Genomic DNA, 23,370 nt, shown 5'->3' with positions numbered 1-23,370 from the left:
TCCTGTTCATTACCTCCCTCAGCGTTAATTGAGTCGCACGCCGCTTGCGGCATCAAACAGATGAGCATGACGGGCATCCGGCAGGATTTTCAGCGTTTCACCCGGCAGTGCCGCCACGCGTTGATGAAACAGCGTGGTCACTTTTTGCTGGCCGATATTGAGCAGAATCTGCGTCTCCGAACCGGTGGGTTCCACCACGTTGACATGGGCATCGATCGACGCCCCCGGCGTCAGCACAAAGTGCTGTGGTCGCACCCCGTAGAGCACTCGCTGCCCGATATTCAGCCCCGGCGTCTGGGCTACCGGCAGGGCAATGCCGTCATCGGTCATCACGATACCAGGCCGCTCCACGTGTCCGGTGAACAGGTTCATCGACGGCGAACCGATAAAGCTCGCCACAAAGGCGTTGGCCGGGCGGTCGTACAACTCCAGCGGCGTGCCCACCTGCTCAATATGCCCGTCGCGCAGCACCACGATACGGTCGGCCATGGTCATGGCCTCAATCTGATCGTGGGTGACGTAAATCATGGTGGTGTTAAGCCGCTGATGCAGCGCCTTGATTTCAGTGCGCAGCTCCACGCGCAGTTTGGCGTCGAGGTTAGAGAGCGGCTCATCAAACAGGAACAGGCGCGGATGGCGCAGGATCGCGCGGCCCATTGCCACGCGCTGGCGCTGCCCGCCGGAAAGCTGCGACGGTTTACGCGCCAGCAGCGGCGTCAGCCCTAACGTGTCGGCGGCCTGGCGCACCTGGCTGTCAATTTTCGCCTTCGCCACGCCCTGCATTTTGAGCGAGAAACCGAGGTTATCCGCCACCGTCATGTGCGGATAGAGCGCGTAGTTCTGAAAGACCATCGCCATGTTACGCTCCTGTGGCGAGAGATCGTTAATCACCTCGCCGTCCAGAATCAGCTCGCCGCCGTCGATACCCTCCAGCCCGGCAATCATACGCAGCAGCGTTGACTTTCCACAGCCGGACGGCCCCACCAGGGCAATAAATTCGCCGTGGTGAATGGTCAAATCCAGACCAGGGATAATGGTCTGCCCGTTAAAACGTTTTGCGATGTTGTTGAGTGTCAGGGTTGCCATTATTAATCCTTAAGTCCACCAGCGGTTAAGCCCTGTACCAGATAGCGCCGCACCAGCAGGGTGAAGGCAACCACCGGCAACATCACCAGCGTGCCGCTGGCGGCGATCTTGCTCCACTCCCACCCCTCGTATTGCAGGAAATTCACAATGGCGACCGGGGCGGTAATAGCGTTAGTACGGGTTAAAATCAGGGCGTAGAAAAAGTCGTTCCACGAGAAGATGAAACAGAGAATGGCAGTCGCCGCGAGGCCCGGTTTGACCAGCGGCAGCGACACCCGCCAGAAACTGCCCCACAGGGAGCAGCCATCCATCCACGCCGCCTCTTCCAGCGTGACCGGAATGGCGGCAAAGAAGGTCTGCATCAGCCAGATAACGACCGCCAGGTTAAAGGTGAGATAGACAATCGCCAGTCCGATAATGGTGTCCTGCAGACCAAGCCAGCGAAAGGCGAGAAAGAACGGAATGGTAAAGGCGATGGGGGGCGCCATGCGCGTCACCAGGATCCACAGCGCCACATAACGACGGGCGCGAAAACGCCAGCGCGTCAGCACCCAGGCGGCAGGTACGCCGAGCAGGAGCGAAAATACCGTGGAAATCACGCTGACCATCAGGCTGTTGCCAAACGGCTGCAGGAAATTCCCGGCAATCAACTGGCGATACGCCTCCAGCGTGGGCGTGAAAAACAGCGTCAGGTCGAACGCATCCATCGACGGGCGCAACGACATGATGACCATCCACAGGAAAGGTGCGAGAAACAACACCAGCAGCAGTAACGCCGCCAGCGTGCGCTTGCCTTTGAAACGCCACTTCTTGCGCCGCGTAACGGTGAACGCGAGCGGACGGCGTTCATCAGTGTGCTGTACTGTCATCATTCCACCCCGCACGGCCAATCAGCCAGCTTAAAATAAACACCCCGACCAGGATCACCACCGCGATGGCGCTGCCGTATCCCCACCAGGAAAAGTTAAAAGCCTGAATAAAACCGTAGTAGTTAGTGACTTCTGTCACCGAGCCCGGTCCGCCGTCCGTGAGGATGTAAATCAGCGGAAAGGCTTTGAAGCTGTCGATCAGACGAAACAGAATGCACACCGCCAGTACCGGTTTGAGGTGCGGCAATACGATGTAGCGGAAGATGTTGAACGACGAGGCACCGTCGAGGCTTGCCGCTTCGCGCGGTTCACTGGGCACCATTTGCAGGGCCGCCAGCACCATCAACATGGTGAACGGAAACCACTGCCAGACGTCGGCCACCACTATCGCCCACAGCGCGGTGTCCGGGTTGGCGATAAGCGAGTTCAGCGGCAGGTTGATGCGCTCCAGAATCTGGTGCAGCGGGCTGATGTCCGGGGTGTAGATAATTTTCCAGATCAGCGCCACGATAATCGGCGGCAGTACCATAGGGATGAGCAACAAAGTACGCACCCCGTTGAGCAGCCGCGATGAGCCATTCAGCAGCAGCGCCAGCAGCAGTCCGATCAGCACCTGGAAGAAGACACTCACCACCGATAGCTTAAGCTGCGTCACCAGCGAGTTGAGAAAGCGGTCGTCATGCAGCAACTGCTGATAGTTCACCAGTGGGTTACTAAAGGTGAATGTCGCTTCCGGGTTAGTCAGGCTGAACGGCGTGAGGCTGGTGACCAGCAGCGCCGCCGCCGGGACCAGGGTTAACAGCGTCAGCACCACAAGCGACGGCGATAACCCCAGCAGCCAGGCGTAATGCTGGCGCTGACGCCAGCTTTTGAGTTGTGCCATCGTTTCAATTCCATAGAGCCTGAACTACAGGCGTAATTGTTGCAGGCAGTTTGGACTCGGACAGCGCGGAACAACCGGAGCGTACTTGAAGTACGTGAGGATTATTAGCTTCGCACACCCTCCGGGCCGCCCTAACGGGCGTTCAAAACGCTATGCGTTTTGTGTGAGCACTGCCCCCCAGGGCCAAAATGGCAAATAAAATAGCCTGTATTCAGGCTCTAAATCTTCGCCCCGGCGCGTTTTAAATCCGCAATCGTCCCGGCCTGCGCCTGGGCCATCGCCTCTTTTGCCGAAAGCTGGCCGGAGGCAATCAGCGCAATGGCTTTGTTCAATTGCTGGTCAACCTGCGGATAAAACTCCACGGTGCGGTATTTCATGTAACCGCCCTTGCCCGCCTGGTCGATGGCATCAATGGAAAGCTGCGCCAGATCGACGCCGTTGATCACCTGCTTAGAACGGAACACCGGCGAGTCGATATCGCTGCGCCGGGTCGGTGAACCGTATCCGGCGGCCAGCGTGCGTGCCGTGTTCTGTTTCGAAAGCGCCCACTGGATAAACGCCCACGCCGCCTCTTTATTTTTCGAACCTGCCGGGATACCCAGCGCATGGGTCGCCATGCCGGGGAACCACCCTTTTGGCCCGTTGACCATTGGGCCAAAATGAGCCGTGTTCAGAGTGCGCGAGCTTTCCGCATTGCCCAGTTGTGCAAGGTAGGTCTGGCTGGCGTCAGAGAGGTTCACCCTTCCCTGTTTTAGCGCCTGCAAGGACTGGTCGGCGGTATAGGTGATGCCGCCGTTCGGGCCAAACTCGCGAATAAGGCGGGCAAAATAGTCAGCCGCCTGCACCGCTTCCGGGGTATCCAGCGTCGGGAACAGGTCATCCGGCGGCGCGCGGAACACGTTGCCGCCAAAGGCCTGCAGATAGGGAATAAAGGTCCAGCCATAGTGGTTGTCGGTGACATACCCGGCGACGCGCTCTTTCTTGTTCACCGCCTGTAGAACCTTCACCAGATCATCGGTGGTTTTCGGGAATGCCAGCCCGGCCTGTTGAATCAGGTCATAGCGTGAGGCCCCGGTCAGCATGGCTTCTACCACATAAGGGATGCCGTACAATTTGCCATCGCGTCCGGTTTCCGCCGCCAGGGTAGCAGGCAGAAAATCCTGTAACCCCCAGTCAGCCGGCGTGAGATTGGGATTAGCGACAAACTCATCCAGCGGGGTCAGCCAACCCGCGTTGATCCAGCGGCTGGTGTAGATAAAGGTGACGTTGACCACGTCATAGGCCGATCCGCGTGTCGACAGTTCCAGGTCGGCACGCTGGTTGTAAACCGGGAAAGCAGGCGTATCGAGCTGCACTTTTGCCCCGGTCAGGGCTTCAAATTCCGGCAGCCACTGGCGAATCAGTTGCGGCCAGGCGGTACTGAAGGTGGAGACATTGAGCGTTACGCCATCATATTTGCGGGCCACATTTGCCCCCCGCGCGATAGCCGGGATCATGCTGTAGACCCCGAACGCCGCCATGGCCTTGAGTAAATCACGACGCTGCATAGTTCACTTCCCTGTCTGGGGTATCGTTTACGGCATCCTGCGGACGGGTTACGGTGCGGCTACGGCTGCCGTCAATGGCGACGGCCGGTTCGCCTTCAATGGTGACGCGACGGACCAGACGTGGCTGGTTGCCATAATCATTGACGGCGTAATGCTGAGTGCTGCGGTTATCCCAGATAACCACATCGTCCTGCTGCCACTGCCAGCGCACGGTATTTTCCAGGCGGGTAATACGGTTTTGCAGTAATTCAAAAAGCTGCGCCGATTCACGGCTGTTAAAGCCGACCAGTTTTTTCACAAAGTGACCAAGTAATAAGGCGCGCTCGCCGGTTACCGGATGAACATGTACTACCGGATGTTCCGCTTCCCATACGGAAGAGACAAAAACATTTTTATGGTGATTAAGGCGATGTTCTTCGGTGACAATACGTTCTGCGCCGTAGTCGTAATTATTACTGTGAATAGCGCGCAGTGTACCGACAAATTGTTTTAACGATTCCGGCAATAATTCATAGGCTAATGCGGTATTCGCCCAGACGGTATCACCACCATATTCCGGGATGGTGACACCGCGCAGAATGGATATTTTCGGGAAAGCATCCACAAAGGTGACATCGGTGTGCCAGGAGTCGGCCCGACCACCACCTTTGGAGGCATCCAGCTCGAACAATTTGGTGCCCGCAGGCGACGGCACCGTAGGATGCGCCACGATCTTACCCAGACGCGCACCGAAGGCCTGATGGGCTTCATCGGTCAAATGATGCTGTTTACGGAAGAATAAAACCTTATATTTTACGAGTGCATTTTCAATTTGCTGAATATGGTTATCATCAAGATCAGCCGAAAGCGAAATATTGCGTATCTCCGCGCCAATATTTCCGGCAACGGGGTAAATTTCCAGTAGATCAGTATCGTGACGGGCAATGCGCTGGGTTGAGGTCATGGTTGTTTTCCTTCAAAATTGTCCGGAAACCAACTCTAGTAATAAACGAAGTGTGACTAAAAAGATTTTTTGGTAATAAATATATTAACCGCTTACGCATAAGCTAAGCTGAAAAATGCAATTAGAGGCATTGCTGGTGAAATACACTGTCTTTTTATATTAATCCTGGGAAATGGTTTTTGATCCTGGTCAGATTAAGGGTTCATACCTCTTCGTTTTCGTATATGCGAAATAGGGAAATGGAGACGCTATAAGGTGGAAATATATATGTCAGGTGAAAATGGTAAGTTTCTGATGCGCGGCTCGTGCCTTAGGGAGGCGGGCAACGGTCAGGACCGTGTAGATACCGTTAAAAACGGCTAATGGCACATTGCCAGTCGCGATACTTTCTCTGTTATAGAAACATAATTTCCGTAACGCCAACGCGAATGACTTTCATTATTACCCCATTCTCAGGATGACATTCTGGAAATATTTTCGGGCCAGATATAACCGCATTGTGAAAATAATGTAAATTTTCACACGAAAGTTGTATTTTGCATGTATCATAACAGCAGCGGGTTTTCCTGATGAACACCTCTCTCTTCCGTTTCTTAATCCGGCGTATAAATGACCACACAAGTTTCTGTCCTTAAAGAAATTCACAATCTTAATTTGTCATATCTTTTACTGGCACAACGCGTAGCAACTGAAGATGCCAAACAAGCCGAAAGCTTTTTAAACATGGACATTGAATTAATTCAGACGGTTAAGCAATTAACCGCCACGCAAATACTCGCGCTGGCGCAGACAAATCAGTGCATCATTAAAGTTAAACCAAACCTGATCACCCCTCTTGCTGAACCGACCGGTGCTCAGGCCATTCACAGTCAATCTCAGCGTCGGCGTTAAGATATTTCTCTTTTAAATATTTACGGGTGTCGAATATTGTATTGCTTTGAGAATCTTTACGGGAATCACTCTTTTTAACATTCACCTTTGAAAGGGTACTTTTTTGCAATTCATGGCGCCATTCCACTGGTGTTGACGACGGTCGCAGGAATGCACAGCGATAACAGATAAAGTCCCGGGCAATATGGCCGATAATCACGATAAGTGCGGTTTACCTCTCAGGTCTGAGAGCATGACTGGGATAGGGTTAATACTGTACCGAGCGTGCACGTTGGATAACCATAAAGACAGGGGAATGTTGTCAACAATGCCACTGCAAATACTGAGAACTCTCCACCACAGGATCGGCATTTACGCATTATCCATAGTGTTAACCTTCGGTGCCCTGTATGGCGCAGGCCTGGGGGTGTACTATATCTATGCCCATGAAAAACTAGAAGATTATGCTGAATCCATTCTGGCACGCAGCAATAGCCTTATTTCGCAAGTTAAACTGATTGATGGGCTGCGACAAGAGTTTGCGGTCTATGAACCATGCAGTGCTCAATACCAGCAGGCGCTGCGTAAACGGCTCTGGCCTTACCCGCTTATTAAAGATATCGCCTATGTTGAGGATGAGAAAATTGTCTGTTCGGCCCTCTGGGGAAAACTGAACGCGCCCCTTTCGTTGAACATGTTCAGAAATAAGGTCAACCGGGGGAGCTATACGTGGGTCTTTGATGCGCAGATTGAAGAAAACATTACGGCAGACGTCTTTTATACCAGTAATTTCGCCATAACGGTGTCACCTTTTGCCTTCCAGCGTTTTTGGGAGGAAGCCAATAAGATGGATTTTGATGCCATCATAGGTGATTTCAAACATGAAAATCATTTTTTTATGATTGGAAAAAACACACACTTACTGGAGTCTATAGAACATAACAAAGCACATTCCTGGTTGTATTTTACGGAGCATGCCTGTAATAGTACGAATGACATTTGCGTTATTGCCGGGACATCACTCCCTTTATTTTTCAAAAACAATTTGTATATCCTAATTTCTCTGTTTAGCGCATCGCTTATCATCGGCCTGTTGATTGGCGCGCTGTACGTTAATAACGTGTCACATAAAGAGTCTTTACTTTCCCGACTGAAACACGCAATCGAAAACCGCGAGTTGCATTTCGTCTATCAACCCATCTACAGGCTTAAAGACCGCCAAATAACCGGCGTCGAGGTACTGTTACGCTGGACGGACCCTCAAATCGGACGTATCGGCCCGGATATATTTATTCCTCTTGCGGAAAAAAATGGCTTAATAAATAAGATTAGCCTGTATGTGGTTGAGCATTCCATTAGAGAGTGCGCGCCGATACTGCTGAACAGCGATATCACTCTTAGCATCAATGTCAGTTGCGCGGACATCTGCTCGGAGGTGTTTCGTGAAAAATTACTCAGCACGTTAAAAGATGAAAAGGTTGCAGGCGAATCGATTATTCTTGAAATTACAGAAAGGCAAAGTTCCGGTACAGAAGATATTAAACGCTCGATGGACCTTTTTAAGGGGACCGGTATTATGTTTGCCCTCGACGATTTCGGAACCGGTTATTCAAACCTGAACTGGCTTTCCTTACTTGACGTGGGCGAAATTAAGATTGATAAGTCGATAACGGATTCAATAGGAACAGAATCCACCAATAAAGATATTCTTCCTGGTCTGATAGAGATGTTTAAAAACATACCTAAAATAGTGGTCTTTGAAGGGGTGGAGACAGACATACAGTATCAGTTTCTGAAAGATAACGTACCGGGAGGCTGCGCGCAGGGGTGGTACTTTGCAAAAGCGGTTCCTTTAAGCGAACTCCGTAGCGTCCTTGCCGGTCCCTGCGGCTCATTGCCTGCCTGAGTTTTCGCCCTGGCAGGCCCGCGCTGTATGATACCACTAAGCTCCCGCCCATAACCGCTGCGCACGCAATCTAGAACGACGTTGCCTTGCACAGCGGGCAATTGTGGCAATACTCCACAGGTTGCACCGTTTTGTAATAAAAACAGCAGGTGCGGCGAAAGCGCACCCTGTTTCCCGCCACGTCTTTTTGCAGGGGCCGACGAAAACGTCTTAGCGGGTTCCATGGCAGGCCAAACAGTGACGGGTCAGCCTCTTCCAGCAGCCAGGCAAAATCCGCCTGTTGGCGCTTCTCCTGATCGGCGCTAAGCCCCTCCATCCGTCCCTGATATAAGGAGTAGACCCGCACAGCGGTATTTTCCCAGAGAATGTGCTCCGGCAAACCGCTCACCTGTGACAGGCTTTGCCACAGCGGCGCGAAAAACGTTCTGAATAAGGTACTGACAATGGTTTCACGCCACGCATCACGCGCACCCGGGGCGTACCCCGTCGCCGTAATATCGGCTGGCAACGACGATGTCCACAAACCGTTATCGTGCGCATATTCCAGTCGACACGCAGTGAGTGATAACGGCAGGCCTTTATCAAACACACTCATCGCGTAAAGCACACTTCCGGATGCGAGAAATGCCACTCTTTTGGCGAAAAGCGACGCGGCAATCGCCAGGTCCGGCGCACCGATAAGCGGCATCACGCGCGCAAGTACCTCCCGACAGGTTTGCGCATCCCGCAGGGCCTCGCCCGGCACGCTTCGCCAGTCTGCCTGTGCGAGTGAGCGCAGGCGAAACACGGTTTGCAGGTACGTATGTTCCTCACTCGTCAGCATGCGAGTCTCCCGGAAAAGGAATGCACAACGGCGTATGGAAGAAAGGATCGTCAATAATCCGACAGCGCAAATTAAACACCTTGTTCACCAGAGCTTCCGTCATGATCTGCTTTGGCGCCCCTTGCGCATACACCCGGCCTTGATGTACGGCCACCAGGTGATCGGCATAACGACAGGCCAGGTTCAGATCGTGCAGTACCATCACAATGGTTTTGCCCTGCTGCTGATTGAGGCCGCGCAACAGTTCCAGAATCTCAATCTGATGCGCAAGGTCAAGGTAGGTTGTGGGCTCGTCCAGTAACACAGTGTTTGTCGCCTGTGCCAGCGTCATGGCAATCCACACCCGTTGACGCTGCCCGCCGGATAACGCATCCACCGGGCGATGTTGCAGAGCGGTGGTTCCCGTCAGGCGTAACGCCTCCTCCACCTGCTGTTCATCTTCCGCTGACCACTGTCGCAGCCAGTTCTGGTAAGGAAAACGCCCGAGGCTGACCAGTTGACGCACGGTGATACCCTCCGGTGCGACGGGGGTTTGCGGCAAGATGGCCAGTTGGCGGGCAATCTGCGCCGTATTGCTGGTGTGAATGTCCGCGCCATCAAGAATGACCGTCCCTGACTGTGGCGTCAGCAGTCGCGCCATGGCTTTAAGCAGCGTGCTTTTACCGCAGCCGTTGCTGCCAATCAGCACCGACACTTTTGCCGCTGGCAGGGCTAAATCCAGCGAATCGATCACCTGTTGCTGGTGGTAGCTGATGCTCAGCTTTTGCGTTGTGAGAGACACGTTTTCCTCATCGGTTACGTTCGCTGCCGGATAAGCAGCCATAAAAAGAACGGCGCACCGGCCAGTGCCACAAAAACCCCGGCCGGAATATCAGCGGGCCGAAACAGGGTTCGGGCCAGCAGATCGGCGGTGGTCACCATGCAGCCCCCACAGCAAACGGTAACAAAGGCCTGACCAAAAAAGCCCTGACGCACCACCCGCCTGGCAATGTGCGGCGCTATCAGACCGACAAAAGCCATTGCCCCCACCAGCGCAATCGCCCCGCCGGAGAGCACTACGCAGCCGAGCAACAACAGCACCCGCAGGGGATGTACTCGCACGCCGAGTCCGGTCGCCAGCTCATCATGCAATTGCAACGTTTTCAGGTAGCGCAGCAAAAAAACCACCACCGGAAGTGCCCAGAGATAAATCGTCAGCAGCCTTAGCACCTTCTCCCAAGTCGCGGCATAGACGCTACCGCTTAGCCACACCCAGGCGGAAAAGGTGGTGGTAAGCGGGCTAAAGACCAGAACTAACGTGACGACCGCCCCTGCCAGCGCCGAGACACCGACACCGGTCAGGATCAGGCGCAGCGGCGTGAGCCCTTTACGCCAGGAGAGCAGGAAAATCAGCCCAACAGCGCAGGCCGCGCCTGCCATCGCCGCCCATGGCATCCCTGCGCTGCCGTATTGCAGGCTGAAAAAGGAGAGCCATATCAGCGCACCGGCGCTTGCTCCGGTCGTTACGCCCAGGGTATCCGGCGAGGCCAGCGGGTTACGTACCAGCGTTTGCATGATGAGCCCGGCCATTCCTAACCCGCCTCCGGCCAGTAGCGCCAGCGCCACGCGCGGTAAACGTAACTCATGCAGAATAAAACTCTGCGGACGGGCGTCAGGCTGGAACAGGAGCCAAAAGGTTTGCGGCAGCGAAATCGCTACATCGCCGATACTCAGCGCCACAAGGGTGACGAGCATGGTGATGAGTAAACAAGCCAGTAATACTGGCAGCAAACGCGGCGAGAACTGGCGTGAAAAGGGCCCCACACGGAAAAGTTGGCTATTCGGCATGGTTCCCCCTGCGCTGCGCCAGCAAAATAAAGAACGGCGCGCCCATGAGTGCCGTCATCACCCCAACCGGAATCTCCTGCGGCAAAATCACAACCCGGGCGGCAATGTCTGCGCCCAGCAGCAGCAAAGCACCGAGCACGGCGCTGGCCGGGAGCGACTGGCGCAGATCGCTGCCAAACAACTGGCGGGCGATATGCGGCACAATAAGCCCGACAAAGCCGATATTGCCCGCCAGCGCTACCGCGCAGCCCGCCAGTCCAATCACCAGGACGCTGGCCAGCAATCGTACCAGTGCGATGTTGAGCCCGAGCCCACGGGCGATCTCTTCGCCAGCGTTCAGCACGTTCATTTGCCCGGCGAACAGGCAGGCAGCGACCACCAACAGCACGCCAGGGAGCAGTACCGGGTACAGATGCACAAGATCATTTCCAGCAAGACTGCCCGCCAGCCAGAACAGCATGGTATCGAGCGTCTCCTGGTCAATAACGAGTATCGCCTGAGTAAAGGCGTTACACAGCGCGGTAATGGCAACACCTGCCAGCACCAGCCGCAGTGGGTTGAGCTGGCCTTTGCTAATACGGCTGGTGAACCAGACCAGCGTGCCGGTGGCACACGCGCCGGTAAACGCCAGACACAATGTGACCCAGGGGGAGCTAATGGCGAAAAAACTGCCCACCAGCACAATCATCAACGCCGCACCGGCATTCACGCCAAACAGTCCCGGTGCGGCTAACGGATTGCGGGTCAATGCCTGCATCAAGCCGCCCGCCACCGCCAGAAAGGCCCCTACCCCCATCGCCAGCAGGGTACGCGGCAAACGTGAGGTGCGAATAATGGTATCCACCGCGCTGGTCGGGTCCGCATGTAACAGCGCATTTGTTAACTGCGCAAAGGTATAAAAGCGGGTGCCTGTCATCATACTGACCACTGCCATCACCACCAGCAGCAGGCCACAGAGCAGAAATCGCCCTCTCATGCTCGCCCCCTGAGTAGTGCGTATTCCACATCGTTGAGGATTTGATTCGCCCCCAGAATGCCGCCGGACAAACTCCAGGGCACGCTGTCCACGACCCATAATTGTCCCGCTTTCACCGCCCGCAGTTGCTGCCAGAGCGGATGTGCCGTGAGTATTTGATACTGCCGGGCGATCGCCGGACTGTTAGCGCGTAGTAAAATGAAAAAGATATCGGCATCCAGCAAAGGAATATTCTCCATGCCGGAGAAACGTAACGAAGCGCTTTGCGCCTGCATCGCCTGTTCACTCCAGGCAAAACCCAGTTCGGACATCACCGAGCCCGGAAAGCTTTGCGCAACGTAGCTACGAATATGATCAGGGCGCACCTCAATCACCGAAACCTGCGGGCCGTTCGCCGTATCAAATCGCGTCCGGATAAGATTGCGCAGCGTGGCAACGCGCGCATCCCAGCGCTCAAGCAGTTGTGCCGCGGCGCTTTTCATCGCCAGCTTTTCTGCCACGACCCTCAGTGTTTTTTTGAACTCAAAGACATCATCAAGCAGCGCAACAGGGGCAATTTTTTGCAACAGCGGCGCGATATCCTGGTGACGGAAGCGGGAGGCAAAAATAATGTCCGGGTTGAGCAATACGATTTTTTCCAGCGCAGGCTGCGTCTCAAGCCCGAGCTGTGGTACGCCGGAGAGCTGCGGGCGCAAATAACGATAAACCGGTTTCTCCGTCCAGGACTCAACAATGCCAGCGGGTGTGGCACCCAACGCAGCCATGCTGTCGGTCGCTCCCTGGAAAAGTGACACGGCGCGCAGCGCGGCCGGTTGACGGGCAAACAGCGTCGGTGAGACAACACCCAGCAACAGCGACTGGAGCGCGCGGCGGCGCGTCAGAGAAAATGAGAATGTGTTTTTCATCATCATGGATACCGCCCCGGAAAGGGGCGGTCTGAGTCAAAAATCAATACTGTAGCCGAGCGTGGCTGTGCGCCCGCGTCCGGCGAAATAGCGGTCCGGGTCAACAGAAGCGCTCTGTGAATAGTAGGTAACGTACTGCTTATTCAGCAGGTTAGAGATACCGAGATTCAGCTTACCGTAAGGCAGTTTGTAACCCACGGCAGCATCCACCAGCGCATAGCCCGAAAAGTCTTTTTCCGCGTCGTCGAACGCTTTACTTAACGCCCAGTTAGCCTGCAGGAACGTGCTCAATTCGGCATTCCAGTTGGCCGACCAACTGGCGATGATACGATCCGGGGAAATATTCAGGCCATCGAGTTTCGCATCCAGGCTGCCGTTGTCATCGCTGTCATAACGACCGCGCATGTGCGACCAGGCTAACGTCAGCTTGTGGTCCGCATTAGGGCTGTAGCCCGCGCTAATTTCGACGCCATCAATTTCTGTTTTTTCGCGACGGGCAACAAACGCATCATTGACCAGTTCCACGCGACTCCCCAGCTTCGAGGTAGATTTGTAATAACTGGCTTCGAGGTCAAACGGGGCTTTCTGCACCCGGAACCCGACCTCACTGTTTTTCGTGACGATGGGTTGCAGGCCGCTGTAGTCATTGAGTTTTACCCCCGGCGTATCGATGCCGCGCAGTACGCGCCCGACATCCGGCACGGTAAAGCCTTCGCTGTAGCTGGCAAACAGGCTGAGCGGCTCAATGGGGGTCCACACCACACCCGCGTTATAGAGCGTCTTATCAAAGGACGGTGTTCCGCCCTCCACTTTCACACGGTCATTCGCCCACACCGTCTGATAGCTGTCGATGTTCAGACGCGCGTACTCATAACGCACACCACCGCTTAATTTCACCGATTCAACAGGCGAAAACTCCATTTGTAGGAAAGGAGACAGGTCGGTGTAATTAATTTCCGGCACATAGGTGCGCCCGGTAGACCACAAATCCTGTTTCGAGTTATCAAACAGGGTATCGAAACCCAGCGTCGCTTTGATGCGATCATCCCAGATATCGTCCCTGGTCAGCGCAATTTTACTGCCGTATTTTTCGGTATAGGCCCGGCTCTGATCGTAGAGGGTGCCAATGGGCGCAATGGCAGGATCCTGGAAAGAAGAGGAGTTGGTTGCGCCAAACAACGCTTCATAGCGCTGATAATATGCGAGCGCCGTCAGCTTCATGCCCGCAAGGTTATGGTTATCGTAGGTTGTGCCCACGGTCCAGACGTCGTTGTGGGGGGCGCTGCCTTCCGGGTTACCCTTCACCGAGGTGGTGAGCACGCCAGCGTCGCGATCGCCCCTCACACTGACGTAGTTATCTTTGTTTTTCAGGCGGTAACGGTTGAGGCTCAACTGTATGCGCTGATCGTTATCCAGCCAGTACCCCACCTTGGCCAGCATGTCCCATGCGCGGGAATCCATCAGGTCGCCCTGCGTATTATCAACGCCGATGGCGTGATTATTCGCATCCTTAAACAGGCCCTGGTCTTCATAGCTCAGCGAGAAAAGATAGTCGATATACTCTTCGCTGCCATTGATGCTGTAGTTGGTTTTATATGCCTGGGTATCACGGTCAAATTCCGCCGTCGGGGTGGTGGTTTCCACGCTGAAATGTTGGTTTACGGTGCCCGGCTGCGCGCGTTTCGTGATGATATTTATCACCCCGCCCGTAGCGCCGACGCCGTTGCTGGCGTTCGCCCCTTTGATCACCTCAATGCGCTCAATCATCGACGAGTCAATGGTGTGCATTTCTCGCCCGGTCGGGCGCAGCGGGTTTGACTGTGGAATACCGTCAATCATCACCAGCGGCATACGCCCGCGAAGCGTTTCGCCACTGCCGGACATTTTCTGCCGCGGAGGCGAAAATGACGGCAGTAAATTGCTGAGGATCTGCGAGGTGTCCGAGGTGATTTGCCGTTGCTGGGCAATTTCTTTTTCGCTTATTACCTTAATGACCTGGGGGGAGTCATTACGTGACCCCTCCGTACGTGTCGCGCTGACAATCAATTCATCATCACTACTTGTCGCATCCTGCGCATAAAGCGGCGACGTAAAGACCAAAGCCATCGCGCCGTATAAAGGGGAAAATCGCATGCAAACAACCCTCAATCATTATTCCCCATCTTTTTTGGGGATCATTCCGTAAAAGAAACAAATAACAACAATAAGAAATATTTTGATAATGATTATCAATATCATGAATGAAATGTAAAGCAGAGATGCGAATTTTTGCGCAATGCACGGTAAACGCATTACGCAGGCGCATATGACGCCTCACTGGCGGCTAGCACCGTGCATTCCCTGCGCTGCGCTAAAAGGTTTTTCTACAGGTTGAGGATCCGGCGACGCTCAATGGCGGACAACAGCGTGACCCGCAATAGCGGGTCGCGACATCCGGCGTGAATGAGATATTGAGAATAGCGTCCCTGCTGAGGCGCTCATCCAGAAAGCGGTGATCGTGATTGTTAAGCCCCAGTAAGCTTGAGATGAAGATGCTGACTGATCATACGCAACGGGTTGCCCGTAACGTTTTAGAATTTCTTATCCTTAAACACAGTTTGCAGCATCATGTAACGCTTAACGTTGCGTAAGCACAGTAAACTTCTAAAAACCCGAAAAGACATCGGTTTTTTGCGAATATAGTAAAGTGTGAAAAGTTGGTACTTCTTACTTGTCTTGTCGAACTTATCGCTATGTTTTTTATAAAAAGAGAAATAGCCCGAAAATTTCTTCCTGGAAGCGGTTATTCTTACTTCACCGTGGTTTACATAAAGAATTTGCGTGGCAAGATTCAGTTTAAACGGCCCGCCATATTGCTCTGCCAGTCGGTAAAATGCATCATAATCCTGCGCCGCGGCAAGCTGCGTATCAAAAAGGACAGTTTGCAAACGCGATGTTAAGGTGAAAACCTGATTACCGACGATATTCTTTTTGTTAAATAATTGCTGGTTATAATCGGGTTTTGGATAAAGCCTTAAACTCTCCAGCGAGAGATAACCTGACGCATCACAAATATAATCATCGGCATATAAAAATGCATGCTGATTCAGTTTGTGTTGTTCCTTAAGAAAGGATGTGAGACGGTTTGGCAACCACTCGTCATCATCGTCAATGCCAGTGATAAAATAACCATTCGCAAGCGTAATCGCCTGATTTCTCACAGCACAAGCGCCGGAGTTATAATCATTTCTGATATATTTTATACGAGGGTCCGCCAGACCCTCAATAAACCCTTGAAGGTTAAGGTAATTGGGAGAGAAATCATCAACAATGATCAGCTCCCAGTTCTCGTATTCCTGTTTCAGGATCGATTCAACAGCGCGCTTTGCTAATTCCTCTCTGTTCCACGTGGGCATATAGATGGAAACCAGCAGATTGGGTTTTACTACGGAATCAGATAACGCGTCTGACTCGGAAACCGTTTTGTAAAAGCTCGCATTTTCAGGATCGCTTTCCGTAAAGTTCACACCATAACAATTGGCATAATCAAAGATTGCCCCTTTCAAAGAGCAATAGCTAAGATTTGCTCCGCGTAAACATGCATATGAAAAATCGGCATTTCTCAGATCACTAAATGACAGATCTTCACCAGCAAAATCAGCGTTTCTAAAATTTAGACCCATATAATTCTTAAAACGGCGATCACTTTTAAGAAATATATTTTTAATGCTCTTATTGCCATGCCGCTTAACCCTATATTCTTTTTCATAAGGGGCAGCTTTTTCATTTAAAAGCATGATTTTTTCCTGTCTTGTTCTCTCCCAGAGAGCAACAGCATATCAAGCCCTTTTTAAGCAATGTATAAATTTTACAATTTATAATTCCTTTTAAGAATTTCCTTATTAACACATGGTGTGGATATTGATTTTATTGTTTTTTATCAATAAATTAAGCCAGCTTAATATAATGTAATTTCATTGCAGAGTATTAATATGCCAGAAACAGTTTGCGTGGTAATAGTGCCAGTACACTGACGCGATGAGCCGTCCCGGAAAGAACGGCAGGAAGGAATGGCGAAGTCATCATAAGGGGACCTCTGCCCCTTTGAGATTTATTTCAGGCGTTTACCTGCCCCATCAATCACCTTCTCGCCATCTTCTTTAGCAAACGGTCCTTTCTGCACACCCGGGAGAATATCCAGCACCACTTCTGAAGGACGACACAGTTTCGTCCCCAGCGGCGTCACCACAATGGGGCGATTAATCAGGATCGGATGCTGCAACATAAAGTCGAGTAACTGCTCGTCAGTGAATTTATCTTCCGCAAGCCCCAGTTCTTCATACGGCTCAACATTTTTACGCAGCAGTTCCCGTACCCTGATCCCCATATCCGCAATGAGTTTGACAAGTTCATCGCGTGACGGTGGAGTCTCAAGATAATGGATAACGGTCGGTTCAGTACCGCTATTGCGGATCATCTCCAGCGTGTTGCGCGACGTGCCGCAGGCCGGATTGTGATAAATGGTGATGTTGCTCATATCAGTCTCATTGCAAAGTGAAAGAGAAACGTAGCGCCAGCGCGGCCAGCGTTACAAATAGCACAGGCAGAGTCATGATGCTTCTGGTGCGGAAATAATAGCCCCATGTGATGGTCACAGTTTTCTGCGAATGAATCGCACGCTGCGCAGGGGCGTTGCCCGGATAAGGCACCCGCGCCGCCATCCGGGGCTCCCCGATGCGCTACGCTTATCGGGGCTACTTACGGCTACGGTTTGTGAAGCTCACGCTGTGCAAGCTGCAAGGCGAGTGCTTCGATACGCTCGGCCATTTCCCGGGTCAACTCGGTCAATTGGGTATTTTGTTTGAGCAATTCCAGCAGTTGCGCCGACTGCTCCTCGGCAAGTATCTGGCGCTTCGTCATTGCCTCGTCCAGATCTTCGCGGTGTTGAGCATCTGCCAGCGCATGCGCCTGATCGCGCTCCGCCTGGCGGGTTTGAGCCAGCAGGATCAACGGGGCGGCATAAGCAGCCTGAATACTGAACGCCAGGTTAAGCAAAATAAAGGGATAGGGATCAAACTTCACGACGCCTGCCACGTTCAGAACAATCCACACGATCACCGCGAATGTCTGCCCAATCAGAAATGTCGGCGTGCCGAAGAAACGTGCGAAGGCCTCTGCTTTCAATGCAAACCACTCGTCGCCAAACGTATGCGTAATACCCTTGAGGGGACGATATAACCGAAATTTTTTATCTGTATGCATATCAAAAACTTCCTGTGGGAGACGTTGCCAGGATCGCCGAAAATGTTTGCTGTGGGCTCTGATGCCCTGGCATACGAAAATATACGCCAGGTATGTTATACGTTAGCTAAAGCGACGATATAAGGCCTTTCTGCCCATTATCACCGCCCTGTAGGAGGAGCAGATCGCGTTAACGCTGCTCACACTCAATGTGAAGCAAAAATCGAATAAAAAACACGGCTCGCGCGTTTACACGTTAAACACATCAAGGATCATCAACATGACGCGTATCGTGCCTTTTTTCGCCCTCGGATTATTCATCAGTTCCTTTTCAGTATGTGCCAGCCCGGCTAACTACAGTATCAACACGCAGAAAACGACGATCCCCCTCTCCTGGCATGCCTTTGGGGATACTTCTGAGGCCAGCCTGGGAGATGTGAGCGGGAATATTGCACTCAATGGCGGAAACGAAGAAGGCGATAATATCAATGTTTCTATTCCGGTGGCGACGCTAAGGGCGTCTAACAGGCTGTTAACCTGGCAGATGAAAAGCAGCCTTTTCTTTGACGCCGGACGTTATCCGAACATCACATTTATAAGCAGCCGCGTGGTGGCTCTGGGACAGGGTCATTTTCGAATTTTTGGCACACTGGCGGTGAAGAACATCTCGCACCCGGTCATTCTGGATGCCTCAATGCCAGGCAAGAACAACGGACTCACCGGGGCGGATAACCTTTTCCTGCACGCCTCAACGACGATTTCCCGCTCAGCATTCAATATGGACAGTTTCGCCACGCTGGTAGATGACAACGTGACAATCAATATTGAGATTCAGGCCCGCCCACATCAGGCGGTATAAGCATACCCGGCAGCTCTTTACTGGCATGCCGGCGTCTCTCTTTTGCTATGAAAGCGCAGCCTGCAACGTCAGTGCGTTTTGCTTCAACTGGGATGCAGGGTTACGGCCAATCAACACAAACTGGTATCTTCCGGAGTGCCACCAGACGAGATTCATCTTATGGCGCTGCTCGTGATTCAATTCCGGGCTGGCGGGCTTACTATCCGGTGAAATACACAGCGCCATCGGGCCGTAATCGGCATGCATCCAGGCGATTTGTGCAATCGAGGTGCTGTCATAGCGCAGCATTCGCACCATTTTCAGCTCTGCCCCGCTCAACACAAGTTGCTGCTCATTCGCCTGCAAACCTATGTCTTGCGCAGTACGCGTTAATCCACGCTGCAAGGCTGATGGAGAACTGTCCGCATCCAGCAACGTTTCCGCACTGTACAAAGACATATACTGTGCTTCGAGGTCACGAATTTTTTCGCTCTCCCCCTGCGCCCGCGTTGCCGGGCGTGCCAGATAGCCCAGCCCTGAGCCGATTACCAGAAAACTGAGTGAGGCGGCGATCAGCGCACGTCGGCTGACGCCCGTTGCTCTGACAGTGGTTTCTGGAGGTTGGGCGAGCACATTGGCCAGTTGCGCCTCCAGGCGAGAGCGCGGAGCCTCATTCAGAAGTGGCGCGAAGGCACTGGCAATGTCTGTCTGGTTAAGCCTTAACATTTCGGTTCGTGCAGCCAGTTGTTCATCCTGACCAAGCGCGACCTCAAAGCGCTCTGCATCACTTGCCTGCATTTCGCCATCCAGCCAGGCCACTATCGCCTCATCGCTGTACGGTGCTGTAAATCTTATTGATTTCAATATCGCTTCTCCTGTACAGGGTGCGGCGTGTGAATAAGCTGGACGATTTTCGCTCTTGCCGTAGCCAGCCGGCTCATGATAGTGCCAATCGGGACAGACAAGGTATCCGCCGCTTCCTGATAGGTAAAACCTTCGACATATACCAGAAATACCGCATTGCGCTGTGCTTCCGGCAAGGCGCTCACGTACTGCATAATTTTCCCATAGTGCAGGCGAGCCTCATCCTGTTCATTCGTCTCCGGTGCCAGTAATTCATCGCTTTCGACAAACCCCTGCCCCAGGCGCACCCGGCGGGCACGCACCTCTGAAATCCAGATGGAATGCAGGATAGTGAATAACCAACTGTCGATGCGTGTGCCAGGGGTAAACTGCGCGCTTTTTTCAAGCGCGCGGACACAGGTAGACTGAACCAGTTCTTCGGCAACCTCGCGGTTACGCGACAGAACCAGCCCATAACGCCACAGGCGTGTCAGATGTTCAGCAAGATGCTGACGGACGTCACTGGTAGTGATTTTTTTATCCTCGTACCATTACTCAGGATTCAGGATGACCGTCGATAGCGGCCTGGAGATCCCTGTACTCCTCGCAACGCTGGCCGCAAAGTGTGGCAATGGTTTTCAATTGCGCTTTTGCCAGATCAGGACGCCCTTTCACCAGCCATGCTTCACCCAGGTATTCACGTACTTTGGCATAGGTCGGATCGAGGGCGATGGAGCGCTGATAATAGCCGATACCTTCATCAGTACGCCCCAGCTTACGCGTGGCATACCCCCGGTAATTCCAGGCCTCTGCAGTATCGCCGTTTTTCAGCGTGTTGAGCAGATCCAGGGCCGCCTGATACTCCCCTTTTTTTGCCAGATGGTACGCATAACGCGTTTTATCTTCATCGCTGATCTGGCTTGTTTTCTCGGGTACGCATTGTTTTCTTGCGCTGTCATACACCTGCCCTGTGGGGCAATCGGGCGTTTTGCTGTTGGTATTATCGTCACCTGCGGCAAAAACCGGCGAACTTAGCAGAACAAACACCGCAGGCACCAGACGTTGAATAAATGCGGAATATAATAACGAAGAGAGGTTCATAGTGAGCTCCGGATTAACAAAAAGCGCGGCCAGGCAGCATACGACGCAGTATGCTGTCCCGTAACAGATAGTGATGAAAAAGCGCGGCCTGCAAGCCTTTTCTCAGGGGCGTCCCCCGCTCCAGTTGCTCCCAGATATGTGCGCTTGCAATAAGGAAAATGACACTGGCTGCAGTGACCCAGTGCAGTGCCAGGGTAAAGCTATCGTAGCGCTGTCTTAGTGGCGGCGGCGTTGTTGCAGTCATAAATGTGATTCCATCAGTGTGTTGATGATGGATAAACGCCACATCCTCTGAATCTATTCGATAAAAAAAGCGTTTTTTTCGTTTTTATCCCGACGCGCAGTTCAGGGCCGGAAAACAGAAATGCCGATGGCGCGGTATATCAAAGAAGAGAAACCTGCGGTTTCATGAGCGTAATATGTAGTACTCTCTGGGTCATACCAAAATGTTAAATCGCGGATATGGACATTATGCCAAACGTTATTGAAGTTCTTCAGTACACATTAAAACCCGGAACCGGTGATGCATTTCACTCGATAATGAAGTGCCAGAGCGTCCCCCTCCATACATCTTGCGGCATCAACGTCCTGAGATTTGGTAACTCACTCCATGACAACGATAACTATTATCTCGTCCGCGAGTTTGAAAATTTAGCAAAAATGGAGGCCGATCTTGCCCAATTTTATGCTGATTCCCGCTGGCGCGAGGGGCCGCGAAGCGAAATCATAAGCATGATCCAGGAAAGCCACCGTGTTGTCATGTCGGGCGACTTCTCCATCGCGTAAGGTTCGATTTCAACCGCATGAAATCAAAGCATATTAGCCATAATTGTCCTACATCACGGGACTGATAAAGGTAGCCAGAAACGGATTTCTTCAAACCTTAACAGACGCGATAAGGGTTCTACGACTGAGCAATGGGCAGAAGCGAATCTCATCGCGCCGCGTATATCGGTTCGTTCTAACGTGCAAAACGGAGATCGGAGGGCCGCTTTGTGCCAGAAGCGGAAGTGGCTAACAACAGCCTGTGTTACTTACACCTGTTATTCTCGATTACGTCAAAAGCTTGTGCCCACCTAAAGACGGGCTGACATTTGAAACAGTACAACAGGCTTACATTACGAGCGAGGATGTGGAAACGGAACACTTTGGGTCTGTGATCATCCACCAATAAAGACGGGATGCATTGCCGCGCAAGTCAGGTGAACTAAACGCAATTATTTAATACTGATTTTATTCGAAGGAGCAATATGACAGTTCAAAATACGATGCAAACCATGGCATTAATTATCCTTTCAGGAGGTGTGTTTGCTTTTTTTAATGCTTCAGCTCTCAACAACACTGTTCTATTTAAAAACGCATTCTTTTGGCACTTTCATTTATGTAGCGAAGTCTCTAGCCATCGTGCTTCTGACCATTCCGGTTACCATACTTGTTCTGTGCGTCCCGTTCTTCTATCTTCTGAAGAAGCTAATCCCCCCGATATGGCGTCGAATCAAAAGAAAAAAAGCCAACATTATGGTTCCTGATGAGGTAATTACAGAGAATCCGGATGCGGTTGTTCACCTCATCCATGGCACGTTTGAAAACGATGCACCATGGACATTGAACGGCTCGGCACTTCGTGATGAGTTCACATCATCGGGACTGAAAGTGGGAATTTCGCATTTTAGCTGGGGTGGTAAAAATGCCGCTGCGGCCAGATCTCTCGCAGCCCAGGCACTGGCCACTAAGATAGCGGGCTCACCGGCTAAACATCACTATCTAATTGCGCATAGCCATGGTGGTGCAATTGTGCGCGAGATGTCGCACCTGAGACAAGATATTGCCCATAAGATATGTGGAGTGAGCCTGCTTTCAACGCCATTTATATTTCGCCGCGAAAGAGACCGTTCATCAGGTTCCTTCTTTCACTTGACTGATATAAGTGGCACATTCAGCTTCCAATTGATGTTATTTGGTCTGTTCTATTCACTTGGCCTGTATAATTTTTATGTCTTTCTATTGAGCATGATGCTCTCATTGCTTCTTGAATTCAAAATTTCATCAAGGCTGAAAGGCACCTTAAAGGAAGAGGTAAAGCGTGATCTGAAACGTGAATCAATTAAGTTCAACAATGTGCAAATTTATCATGCTATCGGCGATGAAGCTGACTCTGGGCTCAGATTTATCAGTTCCCTCCATGAAGGTTGTTTTGCCGTCCTGGCACAGTTAAAAACAGCATCCCTCTCCATCAGTAAACATTTTCATTTCACCACAAAAGCTAGCTATCTCGGCTTTGTATTAATACTGGGTTATCTCTGGTTATTTGTACCAAATTCAGAAGATTGGAGGTTCACCTGTGTGGTAGGCATCTTCACCGTTGCCTTGGTGGATTGGTGGAAGCGACGAAATCAAGCAGATGAATTACCGTTTTTACTGGTGACGGCAGCGTTTCCGGTAGTTATCTGTTCATTCTGGCTTGGCGTAGCGAAAGCTCTTGCCTATGGGGACCTGAGACTAATCTTCTGCCCCGAGATCTTTATCTCCTCATCAGAAACACCTGCCGGCAAGTTTCCGGTGACCAAGATTGCACCTCCAGATGATGACAGTGCTCTGATTCACTCCACACATTCACACCCGGAAGTAATAAAGAACGTGGCAATTTGGCTCAAAGAAAGCGAAGAAGGCAGGATATCACAAGGGCCTGTAGATTGACTGAAATACGAGCCTGATAGTAAAAGCGAGTCGCAT

22 protein-coding genes and 3 pseudogenes are annotated in these 23,370 nt (G+C 52.2%); 5 read left to right on the top strand and 20 right to left on the bottom strand.

The window, feature by feature from the left end; all coding sequences use genetic code 11:
• Positions 1-24 precede the first annotated feature (24 nt).
• From C5523_RS12355 to C5523_RS12330, 5 genes are all read right to left on the bottom strand, one after another.
• Complete coding sequence (locus tag C5523_RS12355; RefSeq protein WP_039078834.1) at positions 25-1,086, bottom strand: ABC transporter ATP-binding protein; 1,062 nt, start codon at positions 1,084-1,086, stop codon at positions 25-27.
• A gap of 2 nt (positions 1,087-1,088) precedes the next feature.
• Positions 1,089-1,958 (bottom strand): carbohydrate ABC transporter permease, encoded by an 870-nt coding sequence (locus C5523_RS12350; RefSeq protein WP_052249243.1) that lies wholly within the window; start codon positions 1,956-1,958, stop codon positions 1,089-1,091.
• Positions 1,936-2,838, bottom strand: a complete 903-nt coding sequence (locus C5523_RS12345) for a carbohydrate ABC transporter permease (RefSeq protein WP_039078833.1) — start codon at positions 2,836-2,838, stop codon at positions 1,936-1,938. The genes C5523_RS12350 and C5523_RS12345 overlap by 23 nt, the downstream gene beginning before the upstream one ends.
• A 218-nt stretch (positions 2,839-3,056) precedes the next feature.
• Positions 3,057-4,385, bottom strand: coding sequence for an ABC transporter substrate-binding protein (locus tag C5523_RS12335; RefSeq protein ID WP_039078832.1), 1,329 nt, complete (start codon positions 4,383-4,385; stop codon positions 3,057-3,059).
• On the bottom strand, positions 4,372-5,328 hold the full coding sequence (locus C5523_RS12330) for a TauD/TfdA family dioxygenase (protein ID WP_071195517.1): 957 nt from the start codon (positions 5,326-5,328) through the stop codon (positions 4,372-4,374). The genes C5523_RS12335 and C5523_RS12330 overlap by 14 nt, the downstream gene beginning before the upstream one ends.
• A gap of 609 nt (positions 5,329-5,937) precedes the next feature.
• On the opposite strand from C5523_RS12330, the gene C5523_RS12325 reads away from it, so the two are divergent.
• Both C5523_RS12325 and C5523_RS12320 read left to right on the top strand, forming a co-directional pair.
• Complete coding sequence (locus C5523_RS12325; protein ID WP_108701210.1) at positions 5,938-6,219, top strand: flagellar transcriptional regulator FlhD; 282 nt, start codon at positions 5,938-5,940, stop codon at positions 6,217-6,219.
• Positions 6,220-6,526: 307 nt separating this feature from the next.
• Positions 6,527-8,104: an EAL domain-containing protein gene (locus C5523_RS12320; protein ID WP_108701209.1), complete on the top strand. Its 1,578-nt coding sequence runs from the start codon at positions 6,527-6,529 to the stop codon at positions 8,102-8,104.
• A gap of 70 nt (positions 8,105-8,174) precedes the next feature.
• Here C5523_RS12320 and C5523_RS12315 read toward each other — a convergent pair whose 3' ends face one another.
• From C5523_RS12315 to C5523_RS12275, 11 genes and pseudogenes are all read right to left on the bottom strand, one after another.
• Positions 8,175-8,927 carry an IucA/IucC family C-terminal-domain containing protein gene (locus C5523_RS12315; protein WP_039078830.1) on the bottom strand — a complete coding sequence of 251 codons (753 nt, stop codon included), beginning with the start codon at positions 8,925-8,927 and terminating at the stop codon, positions 8,175-8,177.
• On the bottom strand, positions 8,914-9,708 hold the full coding sequence (locus C5523_RS12310; RefSeq protein ID WP_369944891.1) for an ABC transporter ATP-binding protein: 795 nt from the start codon (positions 9,706-9,708) through the stop codon (positions 8,914-8,916). Before C5523_RS12310 ends, C5523_RS12315 begins: the two co-directional genes overlap by 14 nt.
• Positions 9,709-9,722: 14 nt before the next feature.
• Positions 9,723-10,754, bottom strand: coding sequence for an iron chelate uptake ABC transporter family permease subunit (locus tag C5523_RS12305; RefSeq protein ID WP_079498181.1), 1,032 nt, complete (start codon positions 10,752-10,754; stop codon positions 9,723-9,725).
• Entirely contained in the window at positions 10,744-11,730 is a 987-nt protein-coding gene (locus C5523_RS12300) for an iron ABC transporter permease (protein WP_108701207.1), read from the bottom strand. The genes C5523_RS12305 and C5523_RS12300 overlap by 11 nt, the downstream gene beginning before the upstream one ends.
• A complete protein-coding gene (locus tag C5523_RS12295; protein ID WP_108702319.1) occupies positions 11,727-12,638 on the bottom strand; it encodes an iron-siderophore ABC transporter substrate-binding protein in 912 nt (303 codons plus the stop codon). The genes C5523_RS12300 and C5523_RS12295 overlap by 4 nt, the downstream gene beginning before the upstream one ends.
• A 33-nt stretch (positions 12,639-12,671) precedes the next feature.
• Positions 12,672-14,741 carry a TonB-dependent receptor gene (locus tag C5523_RS12290; RefSeq protein ID WP_107224174.1) on the bottom strand — a complete coding sequence of 690 codons (2,070 nt, stop codon included), beginning with the start codon at positions 14,739-14,741 and terminating at the stop codon, positions 12,672-12,674.
• Between the two features lie 464 nt (positions 14,742-15,205).
• Positions 15,206-16,030, bottom strand: coding sequence for a colanic acid biosynthesis glycosyltransferase WcaA (gene wcaA / locus C5523_RS12285; RefSeq protein ID WP_052249245.1), 825 nt, complete (start codon positions 16,028-16,030; stop codon positions 15,206-15,208).
• Between the two features lie 126 nt (positions 16,031-16,156).
• Positions 16,157-16,297, bottom strand: a pseudogene (locus C5523_RS27685) (pentapeptide repeat-containing protein); the annotation flags it as partial.
• A gap of 428 nt (positions 16,298-16,725) precedes the next feature.
• Positions 16,726-17,151: a glutaredoxin-dependent arsenate reductase gene (gene arsC, locus C5523_RS12280; protein ID WP_108701206.1), complete on the bottom strand. Its 426-nt coding sequence runs from the start codon at positions 17,149-17,151 to the stop codon at positions 16,726-16,728.
• Positions 17,152-17,158: 7 nt separating this feature from the next.
• Positions 17,159-17,281, bottom strand: a pseudogene (locus C5523_RS27400) (hypothetical protein); the annotation flags it as partial.
• A gap of 97 nt (positions 17,282-17,378) precedes the next feature.
• Positions 17,379-17,876, bottom strand: coding sequence for a DUF1003 domain-containing protein (locus C5523_RS12275; RefSeq protein ID WP_039078826.1), 498 nt, complete (start codon positions 17,874-17,876; stop codon positions 17,379-17,381).
• A gap of 259 nt (positions 17,877-18,135) precedes the next feature.
• On the opposite strand from C5523_RS12275, the gene C5523_RS12270 reads away from it, so the two are divergent.
• The gene (locus C5523_RS12270) at positions 18,136-18,714 is read left to right on the top strand and encodes a YceI family protein (RefSeq protein WP_108701205.1); all 579 of its coding nucleotides are present in this window, start codon (positions 18,136-18,138) and stop codon (positions 18,712-18,714) included.
• 45 nt (positions 18,715-18,759) lie between these two features.
• Here C5523_RS12270 and C5523_RS12265 read toward each other — a convergent pair whose 3' ends face one another.
• The 4 genes and pseudogenes from C5523_RS12265 to C5523_RS12250 form a co-directional block, all read right to left on the bottom strand.
• On the bottom strand, positions 18,760-19,557 hold the full coding sequence (locus C5523_RS12265) for an anti-sigma factor (RefSeq protein ID WP_108701204.1): 798 nt from the start codon (positions 19,555-19,557) through the stop codon (positions 18,760-18,762).
• Positions 19,554-20,069, bottom strand: coding sequence for a sigma-70 family RNA polymerase sigma factor (locus tag C5523_RS12260; RefSeq protein WP_039078823.1), 516 nt, complete (start codon positions 20,067-20,069; stop codon positions 19,554-19,556). The genes C5523_RS12265 and C5523_RS12260 overlap by 4 nt, the downstream gene beginning before the upstream one ends.
• Positions 20,070-20,091: 22 nt before the next feature.
• Positions 20,092-20,637, bottom strand: coding sequence for a tetratricopeptide repeat protein (locus tag C5523_RS12255; protein WP_108701203.1), 546 nt, complete (start codon positions 20,635-20,637; stop codon positions 20,092-20,094).
• A gap of 85 nt (positions 20,638-20,722) precedes the next feature.
• Positions 20,723-20,881: pseudogene (locus C5523_RS12250) on the bottom strand (cytochrome b); the annotation flags it as partial.
• Positions 20,882-21,108: 227 nt separating this feature from the next.
• Between C5523_RS12250 and C5523_RS12245 the strand changes: the two are divergent.
• Positions 21,109-21,423: an NIPSNAP family protein gene (locus C5523_RS12245; RefSeq protein ID WP_108702318.1), complete on the top strand. Its 315-nt coding sequence runs from the start codon at positions 21,109-21,111 to the stop codon at positions 21,421-21,423.
• 522 nt (positions 21,424-21,945) lie between these two features.
• Positions 21,946-23,334, top strand: coding sequence for a hypothetical protein (locus tag C5523_RS12240; RefSeq protein ID WP_155525396.1), 1,389 nt, complete (start codon positions 21,946-21,948; stop codon positions 23,332-23,334).
• The last annotated feature ends 36 nt before the right edge of the window (positions 23,335-23,370 follow it).

The organism is Phytobacter sp. SCO41, from assembly GCF_003073275.1.
GTDB lineage: Bacteria > Pseudomonadota > Gammaproteobacteria > Enterobacterales > Enterobacteriaceae > Phytobacter > Phytobacter diazotrophicus.
This window is presented reverse-complemented; position numbering and strand designations above follow the sequence as displayed.